Consider the following 14,391-nt stretch of genomic DNA (forward strand, 5'->3'; position numbering starts at 1 on the left):
GTAACACCAACACCAGTAGTAACACCAACACCAGTAGTAACACCAACACCAACAGCTGGTACAGGTAAAGATGTAAATGTAACTTTTAGCCCACAGGGCGGAGCATCTAGCAATACACTTGGTGGAAGCTTTACTTTCACTACAACAGAAAGCAGTGTAGATGTATCTAAAATTACATTACGTTATTATTACACAGCAGACGGAACTGATTCACAGACTGTTTATGTAGATCATTCTGCATTACAGACAACAGTAGCTCCATGGTATGTTGCTTTAACATCAAGCGTTAAGTACAATGTTGTTAAAATGACCACACCTACAGCAACAGCTGATTGTTATGTAGAAGTTACGTTTGACGCAGCAGATGTTACTTTAACACCAGCAGGTCAGGTTCAATTAGCTTTACGTATTGCAAAACAAAATTGGTCAAATTACAACCAGTCAAATGACTTCTCCTATGTAAACGGACCAGCAGTATTTTATGATGGAGTATTGGTAGATGGTAATATACCAAGCTAATAGATAGAAAGTGTTATAATATTTATGAATTTAAAAATCTCGGCAGACAAAATGGGCTGCCGGGATTTTACTAATGGGAGAATATTTAGCAGAAAAAATGGGAGAAATTATTATTTTGCACAGTCTAAGGGATCCAAATGTAATCTATGAATGAAAATAATCTTATTAAAATATTAGTTTTTTTTTATCTCAGTATAGGTAATTTTATACTGGGGTTTCTTTGTGAAACACAAAAAAATAAAAATTAGAGTTATTAAACAAAAGGATATCATAAATATAATTTTTTTACTTTTGATTTGACATATGGGCTGATTCTTTGTAAAATATTACTAACATCATGTAATTAAAATGTAAAAATTATGTTAAAGTCGTATCATAAGTCCATAAAATTTAAAGGAGGTTTAAGGAGAAGAAAGGTGGTTGCTATGGTAAAAATAGCGGTGTGCGAAGACGAAAGTTTTTTTAGAGAACAATTAGGAGATTTAGTAACAGAGTATTTTGAAGCTAGAGAAAAGACTTATGCTATTGATTACTTTCAAAGTGGGGAAGAACTATTAGAGGCCAATTTGAGTGAGTATCATGTTTTTTATTTAGACATTGAGATAAAGGGAGGTATGAATGGTTTAGAAACTGCAAAGAAGATTCGAACCCAGATGGCACAAGGAGATATTGTTTTTGTGACGAATCATCAAGAAGAAGCCTATCGGGCTTTTGAGGTGAATGCACTACGTTTCTTATTGAAGCCTATACAAAAAGATATCCTTTTTAAGACGATGGATTTGGTTGTCAGAAGAAAAGAGGAAAAGGCAAGACGAATCGTAATATTAAATAAAGGACAGCGTTACTTGCAGGTTCCATACGATAATATTTTATATTTTGAGACAGTAGAGCGAAAGTTAAAAGTACATACAACCAAAAAGACATATTTGGTGGATAATAAAATCAATGAGCTGGATAAACTATTGTGTGAACGGAATTTTTTCAGGGTACACAAGTCATACTTAGTGAATCTTGCTTTTGTTCAAGAACATGATCAATCGACGGTTACGATGCTAAATGGTGATGTGGTATATATAAGTAGACTTAAATTGAAACAATTTAAAGAAAGTTTCGTAGTCTATTTAAGAAAGGAGCATAAACTTGGAGTTAGTTAACTTCTGTATTACCAAGTTATGTTTTTGTATTACTATTTTAGTGTGTGTGCATATTTTTTTAGAGCGTGCTGCTTTAAACATTGAGAGGGCAAAAAAATACTTATTGAGTGGCTTAATTATTGGTTTTTTATTATATATGACAGGATGTGGACCAGACATTTGCATTGGGGTATATGTAATGTGGTTTTCATTGCTGTTACACGAAGGAGGTTTGTTTGAAAAAGCTTGGATTCATTTGTTTGCATTATCTTTTGCCCAGGGGTTTGAATTACTATCTGGCATTATTATAAGTAATTTAAGTGTGCACCTCCTGGGGAATGGAGTTTGGGCTGGGACAAGCTTATTCAGACTTACTATTGTAATAGCAGTTTATCTTGTATTAGAGAAACAAGGTCGTGTTTGTAGTAAAAGACTAAAGAGCAGAGAGCTATCACAACGGGAGGAATTAGGGTTAGTTGTACTTGCTTTAGAGGCAAATCTAATTATAGTTGTAAAGCAAATTATTTCACAGTTTAGCGAATATATTTCCAACAGTGAAATAGTTGTTGCGGTGATTTTGTATGCAGGAGTAGTTTACCTAATGTTTTTTGTCATTATGTTTGATGATGAAAAAACTTTGTGCTATTTAAAAAAAGAAAACCGTATTTTACATATGCAATTAGACCATCAGCTGGAGCAGTGCAAAAGACTGGAGAGAACTACAAGAGAGACCCGTGCCATAAAGCATGATATGCATAATCACATTGTAGTGCTAAAAAGCTTGGCAGAAAATAATGATATAGATGCACTGAAAACATACATAAAAGAATTGGATCAAAAAGTTAAAAGTGTTGAAAAGCTGGTTCAGACTGGAAACACAGTAGTAGATGCAATTGTAAATCAAAAGATTGAAGTTGCCAGACAAAAGAATATTAAGTTTAGTGCAGACATATGTTTTACACAGGACATCAAAATTGATTTGACTAATCTATGCAGTATTATTGCAAATAGTATGGATAATGCCATAGAAGCATGTGAGAAAATTTTTGATGTAGAAACTAGATATATTAAAGTTGTTGGACGTATTGAGAGGGGATATTTTTCATATATTATTTCTAATCCGATAGACCCTGGTTGTGTCAGACGTAACCGGCTTTGGTGTACGGATAAGAAGGATACCGTGAATCATGGGTATGGAATTGGGAATATTGAAAAAAGTGTGAAAGCGCATAGCGGCAAATTAAAAATTGAAAGTACAGATTCGACCTTTACCATGTATGTGGATATTCCGTTAAATCCAACCTCTGCATTTGTATTGGAAAAATTAAATTACTTACCAAAATCAATTTAAATGCAAATCCTCAGGAGATATAAAACCTCTTGAGGATTTTTTGTAAACAAGAGGTTTAATTCTAAGTCAGATTGTAGTAAAATATTATTATAGAAGACATAAAGGAGAGAGGACCCATGGATCCCATGAAGCTAGTTTGGCTCTTGAGAGGACATAAAATATATATACAAACTCATAATTTCCCTGATCCGGATGCGATATCCAGCGCTTTTGGCTTACAGAATTTTTTAAAGTACTATGAAATAGAATCTATCTTATGTTATGATGGAAAAATTGATAAACTAAGTACAAAAAGAATGTTAAAGACATATGGAATACATATCTTTGCAATTGAAGAACTGGCAGACATGAGGGAAGAAGATTATATAGTGATGGTTGATGCACAAAAATACAATTCTAATTTAACGGATTGTATTGCTTGTGAGGTTGCTTGTATTGATCATCACCCAACCTTTATTGAATGCGATTATTTATATAAAGATATTCGTATTCACGGTGCATGTGCTTCTATGATAGGGGAGTATTTCTATATTACAAAGACACCAATGGATCCTAACACAGCAGCAGCCTTAACATATGGTATTAAGATGGATACATCAGATTTTTCAAGAGGAGTTACAGATCTTGATATCGATATGTTTGCGTATTTGTATAAGCTTGCAGACAAAGAAAAATTAAGCAGGATGTATAATAATGTAATTGAGTTTGCTGATCTTCATGCCTATGGTGCTGCCATCGAAAGTATTAGTGTGTATGATAAAACGGGGTTTGCAGCTATCCCATTCAACTGTCCAGATGCACTAATTGCAACCATTTCTGATTTTATTCTAGCATTGGATGTTGTAGATGTAGCTGTAGTATATGCAAAAAGAGAAGATGGAATCAAGTGTTCAGTTAGAAGTGAACGGTATGATGTAAATGCAGGAAAGCTTACTAATTTAGCATTAATGGAGTATGGAAACGGGGGAGGTCATTTTTCAATGGCAGGAGGCTTTATTCCATTAGATAATGTGAGCAAGCTTGGTCATAATATTGATTATAAAATCAGAATGCTCTTTTTGGATGCTATGAAAGACCAGAATAAGATTCAATAAGAGGTTCTATAGGGGGAAATAAGGTGACACAAGGAAGAAGTAAAGAAGAATTTTTTGTGGAGAATGACCTCAAGGCAAATACATTAGTGCGCAGAATTATGTATGGAATGATAGGAATATGGCCTCTTTTGATTGCAGGAAGTTTTATTGGGGCTTTTCATATTTCAATAAAGAATACACTTAGTACTTTTCTGATGACCGTATTAGTTGATTTAATTTTATTATTATTAACATTTCGGAAAGCACCACCCAAGATAATAAAATACTATTGTTTGATTTCAATTGAACTGGTTGTAGCAACAATGGCGATATTCCCTAGAATTGGAATTAATATGAGTTATATTGTTGCACCAGTTATAAGTTGTATATACTTTGATAAAAAGCTGACCAAGCGAATAGCAATATATGGATACTTTATGATGATATTTGCATGGTTTTTTCGTTCAAAGGGGTTAGTGGAGTATGCTTATCCAGATTCAACAAGATGGAATTGTTTTTTTGCATTTTCCTGTGGATTTTCCATCGAATATGCAACACTGGCTGTTATCTGTGTAACAATATCAAAAAGAGCAAGGTTGCTTTCAGAAAAATTATTTTCAAGAAATAATAAGATTGAACGAATGCAGACAGAAATGATTTACAGCTTTGCAAACTTGATAGAATCTCGTGATGATGTTACGGGGAAGCATGTTAAAAGAACAAGTGCTTATGTAAAAGTAGTTGCAGAGGCGTTAAGAAGCAGTGGTTTCTATTTTGATGAGTTAGACGATACCTATGTTGAATATATTTGCCTGGCAGCTCCTATCCATGACATTGGCAAGATACGTATTCCCGATGCAGTCCTTTTGAAGCCGGCCCAGTTAACAGATGAAGAATATGCACTAATTAAAACACATACCATTCGTGGAGAAGAAATTATTCGAAAAACACTGACTAATATTGAAAATAAGGAATTCTTAGAATGTGCAGCTCATGTTGCATTATATCATCATGAAAAATGGGATGGAACAGGGTATCCAGAAGGATTAGAGGGAAGAAATATCCCGCTTTGTGCCAGAATCATGGCAATTGCAGATGTGTTTGATGCCCTTGTATCAGAAAGATATTATAAGGGTGCTATGTCATTGAATGAAGCTTTTCAAAGAATTGAAGATAGTAGTGGAACTCATTTCGAGCCACTTATTGTTGATGTTTTCTTAGAAAAGAGAAATGAAATAGAAGAAATCTGCCGGTTAAATCGATGATAATACATAAGGCTCTGTTTTTTGAAGGAATCAGAAAACAGAGCCACTTTAAACTTAAACTATTGGTCAGATAAGCTAATGGCCTCAATTGCTACATTTCCGCCACGCACTACTTCAATTTTAAGAAAATTTTCTTGGAATAAACGAATAATGTCATTATTTCTATTTTCGGTGTTAACACATTCAATCAGAACACTGTCTGTTCCATAGTCGGTAACACCAAGTTTAAATGCCTGGGCAATACGAAAAATTTCTATTTTATCTTCCTTTGAACAGTTTTTAATTTTGATAAAAAGTATTTCCTTTACATGAATTGGCGTCTCTGTAAAATCCATTACTTTAATTACTTCAACGCAGCGGTTTAGCTGTTTTTTTATTAATTCAATTGTATTTTCATCACTAATAACGCTGATTGTCATTCTTGAGATGGAAGGGTCTTCGGTAGTGCCAACTGTCAACGTTTCAATATTATAAGACTTACTCGAAAATAAACCGGAAATTCTGGCTAATACACCAATATCATTTTCCACAAATAAAGATAACCATCTTCTCTTTTTCATAAAATACACACTCCGTTCTCAATCATTTAATTAGTAATCCAAAATCATGTCGTTTAAAGAATTTCCGCCAGGAACCATAGGTAATACAAGATTATTCTCTTCAATTATAAATTCAATCAAAGTTGGAGCTGTTTTATTAGAAAGTGCTTTCTGAAGAGCTGGAGCAATTTCTTCTGGTTTCTGAACCCGGATTCCATATGCATCATAGCTTTCTGCCAGTTTAATAAAATCTGGCGAATATGGAGGGCAGGAACGATTTGGATCAGAGCAGTTTTTTGAACAGCTCACACGATGCCGCAGGCAGGTACTGGAGTAACGGTCATCTAAAAATAGAGTCTGCATTTGACGAACCATACCAAGATAGCCATTGTTAAATACACATAAAATAAGCGGGAGTTCTTGAACTACAGCAGTAGCCATTTCTTGGATGTTCATCTGCATGCCGCCATCGCCAGAAATACATAGAACCGTTTTGTCTGGTCTTCCAAGCTTTGCACCAATCGCAGCTGGGAGTCCGTACCCCATTGTGCCTAGTCCCCCTGATGTAAGAAGTTGTGTGTCCTGGCTCATTTGTAAAAATTGTGTGGTCCACATCTGGTGCTGTCCAACGTCTGTTACAATAATTGCATCTTGAAACAGCAGGTTAATATGTTCCATAATCACCTCTGGAGTTAACCCATTGGTTCGTTTCGTTGTAAGAGGGTGAGATTCCTTCAATTCTTTAATTTCCTGAAGCCAGCTTTCTCTTTTGAAGGATTCGGACATTTCAAGCATTTTAGCAATTGCTTCTTTGGCATCTGCTACAATTGGAACGGTGACGCTGATATTTCTTGATATGGCTGAGGCATCAATATCAATGTGTATTATTTTTGCATGCTTTGCAAAGTCACTGATTTTTCCAGTGATTCTATCATTAAATCTTGTTCCAATAGATAATAGCACGTCACATTTACTTACAGCCATATTGGCAGCATAGCAGCCATGCATGCCCAAATTCCCAATATATAGCGGGTGCTCGGTAGGAATAGCTCCTTTTCCCATGATACTTGTCACAACAGGAATTTGAGTTTTTTCTACTAGTTCTTGTAAAAGACTTCCTGCTCGGGCAATATTTACACCACCACCAATTAAGAATAAAGGTCTATGGGAGTTGGATAAAAGTTCAAAAGCTCTTTTCAGCTGTCCCACATGAACACCTGTACTTGGTTTATAGGAACGAATATGAATTTCCTCTGGATAAAAGTCGTCTCCCAGCTCCATCATAATATCTTTTGGCAAATCAATTACAACAGGACCTGGTTTGCCAGTCCGGGCTATATAAAATGCCTCCTTTATAATTTTGCCCAAATCCTTTCTGTTCCGGACAGTGGTAGCATATTTGCATATGTTTCTAGTAATACCCACGATGTCAACTTCCTGAAAGGCATCATTTCCAATTAGGTAAGTTTGTACCTGGCCTGTAAAGCAAACCAAGGGAACACTGTCATAGTTTGCAGTTGCAATTCCAGTTACAAGATTGGTAGCTCCAGGACCACTGGTTACAAGGCAAACACCAACCTTTCCAGTTGCTCTGGCATAGCCGTCAGCAGCGTGAATTAATCCTTGTTCATGGCGTGGAAGAATTAATGAAATATCCTCCTGCTCATAAAGCTCATCAAAGATATCAATAGCACAACCGCCTGGATATCCAAAAATAAGATCAACACCTTCTTTTTTTAATGCTTTTACAAATAAACTAGTTCCTTTTATTTTCATTTGACAACCTCCTTAACTATTACTTATTGTAACATGCAATTTCCAGGAAAATAAAAAAAGCCTAAGCTAATAATTAGCTTAGGGCGAAATATTCATCCGTGTTACCACCTAAATTCAGAGAAAAACTCTGCACTCATTCAGTACGGAAAGCGTAAAGGCAATCGATACTGTTTTCCTGATAACGGTGGAAAACTCCGTTGAAGTCTACTAAAGATAAAATCTTGTTCAGTTCACTGCTCAAAGGCTACTTCCATATTACCATTGTAAAGATTCTCACCAACCATCTTTTCTCTGAAACGCAGGAAATATGTACTCCTCCTTGTCAATGCATTTTATTATATATTTTATAAAGTATATCAATTTGGAAACAAATTGTCAACGGGTATTTAGAAAAAATATAAAATTTTAGTATGCTAAAAAATGTAAAATATTTATATTGTTATTATTTACATGAAAATTATAGATAAATAGTTTGTTTTGAATAAATATGTAAATGAATTATCAAAAATGTTTGTGCAAATATTACAAGTTTTTTGAGTTTTATTATGAACTAAAGAGAAAATCTTTAATATGGACAAAAACTATTGAAAACTATTTATAAATATCACATAATAATTTTATAAAATATTTTAGGAGGAGATAAAATGGGATGGAAAAAAACATATCGCATTACAGCATGGATTTTGGTATTAGCATTAGTGTGTTTGAACTTACCAGCTAATGTAATCAAGGTTTCAGCAGCTACCAAAACATATGCTTTTAATGCGAGCTCACTAGACGATGGGAATATAACAACGAATACAGCAGATACGAGTGGGTATTTTACGATTCTCGTTAATGATCCTACAAAACCAGTTACGGTTGATGCCAGTGCACAGGTCAGTGATGATAACCGTGATTTTACTAAGCGGTTAAAGCTGGCAGGTACGGGCACCATATCACAACGTGCAGTACAATTTACCACTAGTGATGCAGCGGTAATTACAGTATATGCATTAAGTGGAAGCAGTACAGCAGACAGAACGCTTGTTCTGTATAAAGATGGAGTAGATACAGGAAAAACATTTACTGCGTATGGGACTGTGGAAGAAAAAATTCCTGCTGCAACGGTATCTGTTGAGGAGGCAGGGGTTTATACAATTTATTCTGCAAGCTCTGGAATTAACATTTATTACATCAGTGTGGCAGAGGAAACCAGTGGTGAAGGAGACGCGGCTGATACAAGACCAGACTGGAGTACCGTACAGGCACCTGTAATTACTGGGGTAACGGATAGTGCAACATTGTCTAATACCGTGGATGTGTCATGGACAGGAGACATTAGTACTGGAGGAGCAGATAAAATTACAGCAAAACTTTATGATAGCGCAAATAAGTTAATGGATACAGCTAAAACGACGGATGCTGGAACAAGTGGTACGTTGCAGCTTTTGATTCCTTCTAGCGGGGACTACACCATTCGGTTAGAGGCATCCCGTACAGGAGTGTATCAAACAATTCTTTCGGAGGTTTATAACTTAGCTGGTTTTTTGTGTGACTTAGCAAGTTCAGTTACCATTTCCAGTATCCTAACTGGCAAAAATTCATCTTTAAATGTAAGCTGGGAAGCTGTCAATGAGGCGGAAAACTATTCTGTTTCCTACAAGGTAGCTGGAGCAGATGATTCGACTTATGTTGATGCAGCAGTAGGTTTGACTTCTACTGAATACCAGATTACTGGTACACAGGCAGGGGTAACGTATACCATTAAAGTAACGGCGTATAGGGGAACAGATTCTACCTATGGTACACAGGATAAATTAGTAAAATCATCAGAAGAAAGATGGAAAAGTGCATTAGTGGGATCTGGTGCAAGTGGAACTATAACAGAAAATCCCGATGGTTCAATTACGATTGCAGCTGTCCCAGTGGGAAGTGGTTCTGGTGGAAAGCTGGCAGATAGTGAAGATGGCTTTGAATATTATTATACAGAAATTGACCCTTTGACTGAAAACTTCACCTTATCAGCAACGTTTCATTTAGATAATGTGGATAGTAAAGATAATCAGTCTGGCTTTGGTGTAATTGCGGTAGATACTTTTGTGCCAAGTGTTAGTGCTTCTAGGTATTTTAATTCAGCGGGAGCAATGTTTACTAAGTTTACAAGAATTGTAGATGGAGCAAATTCTTCTACTAATGGTATACCAGGAGGACGATTTATTACAGGATATACCGATCCAGAGGCGGATGCATCATCAGCCAATAGAACTAAAATCGACTGTGCACCATTTGACTGGAATTATAGATCAGATGAATTGACTTCAACACAATTGACTCAGCCAAGATTTTTTACTGGAGAAACGTATACATTGACATTAAGAAAATCCAATACTGGTTTTCATGCTTATATGAATAATGATACAACGAATGAAGTAATCTGCTATGAACCAGAATTATTATTGCAGCAGGATTCTGGAAAATATTATGTGGGTGTATTTGCATCACGTAAAATAACGGTTACTGTAACTGATATGCAGTTTACAACAATTGCACCAGAGGACGACGATCCTAAGGTAGAACGGCCAATGAGTTATATTACGCCATCATTAAGATTTGATTCTACCTTAACAACCTCAAACAGCAGCTACGATGCGGCATTCTATTCCAACATAGTTGGAACAATTGCGATTGAAGATAATCAGGGAAATGTGGTAGCTGACAATATCAGCATTAACTCTGTAACAAGAGCAATTGCAAATTTAACTTTGTCAGAAGGAAATAATACATTTAGGGCAATATTAACGCCAAGTGCAAAGGCTGAACAAGGGCTGTCAATTTCAGAGGATCTTTCTTCCTATGATCCGATTACTTTGAATTTTACAATTAGCTATAAAAAGTTTGGAACAAGTGTAAATGCAGTCTATGTATCACCATCTGGTACAGCTTCAGGAAAAGGTACAAAAGCATCTCCACTTGATATTTACACAGCAGTGGCATATGCACAGCCAGGACAGGAAATTGTTTTATTAGGTGGAACCTATAATCTTACAACAGGTATTATAATTGAAAGAGGAAATTCTGGTACAGCAGCAAATCCAATTGTTTTAATGTCAGACCCAAATGAAAGAGCGACACTGAATCTTGCTAATTCTTCCACTGGGGGAATTACATTAAAGGGAAACTATTGGCAGTTATATAATATGGAAATTTGTAATTCCCAAGGGAATAAAAAACCTTTAATAGTAAATGGCAATAATAACATAATAGAAAAAATAACAACACATGATAATGGTGATACAGGCCTTCAAATCAGTGGTTTTGCAGAAGAGCCAAAGTCTATGTGGCCGGCAAATAATTTGATTTTAAGTTGTGAGTCTTATAATAACTGCGATCCTTTAAAAAATGATGCAGATGGTTTTGCAGCAAAATTAACTGTTGGGGATGGAAATGTATTCCGTTACTGTATCTCTCATAATAACATTGATGATGGATGGGATTTATATGCTAAATCCACAACGGGTTCCATTGGTGTGGTAACAATTGAAAACTGTGTAGCATATAAAAATGGGTATATCATCTCTAATCCTGGGGATATTGGTGAAGGAAATGGATTTAAGCTTGGTGGAGAAAGTATGCCAGGGGCACATATTTTAAGAAACAGTATTTCGTTTAATAACGCTGCAAAGGGTATTACCAGCAATAGTGGTCCAAATTGTCAGATTTATAATTGCACGTCTTATAAAAGTGCAGACAGTAATATATACTTAAACACAAATGCTGCTACTACAAACTGGGTATTACAGAATGTAATTTCTTATCAGGGGGGTTCGGCAGATTCTTTTGACTGGAAAAATCAGACGTGGACAAATGATGGAAATTCTTACATTGATGGAAACAATGGAGCAGGTACTGTAGTAAGTGACAGCTGGTTTACTAGTGTGGATGTTTCTATTGTACCAACTATTGCAGCGGATGGCAGCATTGATATGCATGGTTTATTAGAATTGACAGATAGCGCACCAACTGGTGTAGGCGCAGTATTAACAGCAAATGCAAATCCTACCGTAATCATAATCGGCAGTGAAATAAGTACAACGGTTAATACACCTTCACCAAGTACATCACCAAGTACACCAAGTACCAGTACTCCAGCTACAAGCACACCAGAACCAAGTGCAACACCAGAACCAAGTGCAACACCTAAGCCAAGTAAAGAACCAGTTACAAAGCCAGATAAACCTGTAATTGCTAAAAATCTATCTAAGAAGGCTAAGACATATAATAAAGGTTCTAAAATAGCAAAATTAACAGTAAAAGGAACTGGTGAAAATATTAGTTACCAATGGTTCTATAGTAAAACCAATAGTTATAAGAAAGCAACAAAAATTAAAAAAGCAACAAGTAATTCTTATACACCAAGCAACAAGACTACTGGAACCAGATATTACTTCTGTAAAATAACAAATACAGATGAGGAAATGGATGTAACTTCCGTTACTGTGTATTCAAGACGGGTAAAAATTACAGTGAAGAATCCAGTAAAGTCTATAGAGGTAAAGACTCCTGGGGATGAATTGGCACCAGGACAGACAATGAAGCTTACAGTTACTGTATCACCTTCAAAAGCTACCAATCAAAAAGTAAGCTATTCTTCTAGTAACAGTAAGTATGCCACTGTAACAAGTGATGGAAAGGTTAAAGCATTGCCAGCAGGAAAAGGCAAAACAGTTACCATTACAATAAAATCTAAGGATAATTCCTCAATTGTTAAAACAGTCAGCATAACAATTCAATAAATTAATAAATCCCCCAGCATGTTAGAGATACATGTCTGGGGGAAAATTATTATTCGATTTCTTCTGTTGTATATATAAATTTTACATTACCATCCATATCATCTGAAACACCAGAATAGGTTTCATTTTTTTCTGCAAGTTCTTTTAATACATCCAATCGGTCAATTAATTTCTTAAGGTCTCCATCAAATGTATTTACCAGCTTCTGAATTCCTGTTTCATTAAACTCATTCATTCCCTCTTTTAAATCTTTTGAACCAGTTTTCAAATCACCAATTCCTTTTAATAAGTCAGAACTGCCAGTTTTTAATGAAGCAATACCAGATGCTAATGTTTTACTTCCAGCTGCAAGATCAGATGCACCAGTATTTATTTTTACGCTGGCATTATATAAGTCCTTTGTACCAGTTTCTAGCTTTGTTCCAGCAGCAGAAAGGTCTGATACACCTTTGCTCAGTGAAGAGGCTCCAGTAGAAAGTGTTCCAATTCCTGTTTCAAAAGATTTTGCGCCATCAGCTAATTTACTTACACCTCCCTGTAAGGATGTTACTCCGTCTTTTAATCCGTTATTTCCATCTTGTAAGCTGGCGGAAATTTGCTCCTGAGTTTCAATTGTCTTTTTTAAGGTGGCTATCATAGTATAAATATCCTGGCTTTTGTTTTCTTTATAAATTGCTTCAAGACCTGCAAGAACCTGTTTATTTGCAGCTATTGTCTGAGAAAGTCCAGTACTTGCAGTTTCCATTCCCGTTGCCAGTGAACTGAGCCCTGTAGAGATTGTGGTTGTTCCTGTAGTAAACTGCTTAGCAGCACTGCTTAAATCGGTACATCCTGATGCAATGGAACTAGCACCAGTTTTAGCGGTAGTCAGTCCGCTATTAAATTTTTTCACATTTGTATATAATGTATTAACACCTGTGGAAAGCTGCTTTGTACCATCAGCAAGTTTGCCCGCACCAGTTTCCAACGTAGCCGCACCAGTATCAAGTTTTGCAATTCCATCAGAAAGGGTGCCAGCGCCATCATATAATTTACATACACCATCATAAAGGTCTACTGTTCCTTTTACAAGGTCATTTGATGCATCACTTAGTTTTACCAAGGAATCATTTAAATCATCAATATTATCAATACTGTCCAGGTTAAGCAGGCTAAAGACATCATTAATTGCTACAGTGGCAGTTGTAGACAATTCAAAATCTGTTACATCAGCTGTTATTTCAAAGTAATCAGGAATATCCAAGTCATCTTTTTTCAAGTCAAGACTTTCTTGCAGCCCTGGGAAAGCGGTTCCAAAGACTACTGCTTTATTTCCATCAGAAACAATTTTTCCATTGGAGACCTCAATGTTGATAAATTTATCAGTATTCAAAACGGTCGTAGTTGCAAGCATGTAAGGCATATATACGTCTATGTTATCGCCACTGGCAGTTTCTACTGTCCGCTTGTCGGTGTTTTTATAATCAAATCGAATAGAAACATTACCGCTTTTACCCTTTAATTCTTCTGGTGTTATTTCCGTACCGTCTAAAGTATACGTAACCTTCATTTGAATTGGTAATGCTTTTTCAGAGGTTCCTTGATAATAAATATCAGCACCATTAGCAGCCCATTCCACTTGATTTTTATCGGTACTAAAGGTTTCATCACCTTTTACATTTACAATATCACTTAAGTTAGAAATGTCATAAATAGTGTCCAGAGCTTTTGCATTTTTTAACCAGTCGCTGACAATTATCTTGTTTGTATTCCCGTTAGCATCTAATAAAGCATACACAGTTTCGTCCTTTTCAGGTTCTGCATCAGAGCTTTCTCTAGAAGTGGTTGAAACGGCACCACTTTGCTTCGCAATCACACTGTCTGTAAATTCAATTTTATTGTTTGTTGCATAGATACAGGTTGCACTGGCTGAAAGAAGTACAGCTAGAGAACCAAGACATATTTTCGTTGTTTTTTTCAT

9 protein-coding genes and 1 other annotated feature are annotated in these 14,391 nt (G+C 35.8%); of the genes, 6 read left to right on the forward strand and 3 right to left on the reverse strand.

The window, feature by feature from the left end:
* The 5 genes from BM305_RS18950 to BM305_RS06725 form a co-directional block, all read left to right on the forward strand.
* A partial coding sequence (locus tag BM305_RS18950; RefSeq protein WP_272481948.1) for a cellulose binding domain-containing protein occupies nucleotides 1-519 on the forward strand: 519 nt, incomplete at its 5' end.
* Between the two features lie 425 nt (nucleotides 520-944).
* Nucleotides 945-1,673: a LytR/AlgR family response regulator transcription factor gene (locus BM305_RS06710; RefSeq protein ID WP_177214594.1), complete on the forward strand. Its 729-nt coding sequence runs from the start codon at nucleotides 945-947 to the stop codon at nucleotides 1,671-1,673.
* Entirely contained in the window at nucleotides 1,660-3,003 is a 1,344-nt protein-coding gene (locus BM305_RS06715) for a sensor histidine kinase (RefSeq protein ID WP_092559926.1), read from the forward strand. The genes BM305_RS06710 and BM305_RS06715 overlap by 14 nt, the downstream gene beginning before the upstream one ends.
* A 125-nt stretch (nucleotides 3,004-3,128) precedes the next feature.
* Nucleotides 3,129-4,097: a DHH family phosphoesterase gene (locus tag BM305_RS06720; protein ID WP_242940484.1), complete on the forward strand. Its 969-nt coding sequence runs from the start codon at nucleotides 3,129-3,131 to the stop codon at nucleotides 4,095-4,097.
* A gap of 23 nt (nucleotides 4,098-4,120) precedes the next feature.
* A complete protein-coding gene (locus tag BM305_RS06725) occupies nucleotides 4,121-5,341 on the forward strand; it encodes an HD-GYP domain-containing protein (protein WP_092559928.1) in 1,221 nt (406 codons plus the stop codon).
* Between the two features lie 59 nt (nucleotides 5,342-5,400).
* On the opposite strand, the gene ilvN is transcribed toward BM305_RS06725, so the two are convergent.
* Both ilvN and ilvB read right to left on the reverse strand, forming a co-directional pair.
* The gene (gene ilvN, locus BM305_RS06730; protein WP_092559929.1) at nucleotides 5,401-5,901 is read right to left on the reverse strand and encodes an acetolactate synthase small subunit; all 501 of its coding nucleotides are present in this window, start codon (nucleotides 5,899-5,901) and stop codon (nucleotides 5,401-5,403) included.
* A gap of 30 nt (nucleotides 5,902-5,931) precedes the next feature.
* Nucleotides 5,932-7,656, reverse strand: a complete 1,725-nt coding sequence (gene ilvB, locus BM305_RS06735) for a biosynthetic-type acetolactate synthase large subunit (RefSeq protein WP_092559930.1) — start codon at nucleotides 7,654-7,656, stop codon at nucleotides 5,932-5,934.
* A 76-nt stretch (nucleotides 7,657-7,732) separates the two neighbouring features.
* Nucleotides 7,733-7,991 (reverse strand) — a binding site (T-box leader).
* A gap of 309 nt (nucleotides 7,992-8,300) precedes the next feature.
* Here ilvB and BM305_RS06740 point away from each other — a divergent pair.
* Complete coding sequence (locus BM305_RS06740; protein WP_092559931.1) at nucleotides 8,301-12,431, forward strand: Ig-like domain-containing protein; 4,131 nt, start codon at nucleotides 8,301-8,303, stop codon at nucleotides 12,429-12,431.
* Nucleotides 12,432-12,480: 49 nt separating this feature from the next.
* Here the strand turns inward: BM305_RS06740 and BM305_RS06745 are convergent, their stop codons facing one another.
* Nucleotides 12,481-14,391, reverse strand: a complete 1,911-nt coding sequence (locus tag BM305_RS06745) for a YhgE/Pip domain-containing protein (protein WP_092559932.1) — start codon at nucleotides 14,389-14,391, stop codon at nucleotides 12,481-12,483.

It is taken from the genome of Anaeromicropila populeti, from assembly GCF_900112775.1.
GTDB lineage: Bacteria > Bacillota > Clostridia > Lachnospirales > Lachnospiraceae > Anaeromicropila_A > Anaeromicropila_A populeti.

Coding starts and splice junctions, on each gene's coding strand:
- BM305_RS06710 (WP_177214594.1), top strand. CDS start 945: ATGGTAAAAATAGCGGTGTGCGAAGACGAAAGTTTTTTTAGAGAACAA.
- BM305_RS06720 (WP_242940484.1), top strand. CDS start 3,129: ATGAAGCTAGTTTGGCTCTTGAGAGGACATAAAATATATATACAAACT.
- ilvN (WP_092559929.1), bottom strand. CDS start 5,901: ATGAAAAAGAGAAGATGGTTATCTTTATTTGTGGAAAATGATATTGGT.
- ilvB (WP_092559930.1), bottom strand. CDS start 7,656: ATGAAAATAAAAGGAACTAGTTTATTTGTAAAAGCATTAAAAAAAGAA.
- BM305_RS06740 (WP_092559931.1), top strand. CDS start 8,301: ATGGGATGGAAAAAAACATATCGCATTACAGCATGGATTTTGGTATTA.
- BM305_RS06745 (WP_092559932.1), bottom strand. CDS start 14,391: ATGAAAAAAACAACGAAAATATGTCTTGGTTCTCTAGCTGTACTTCTT.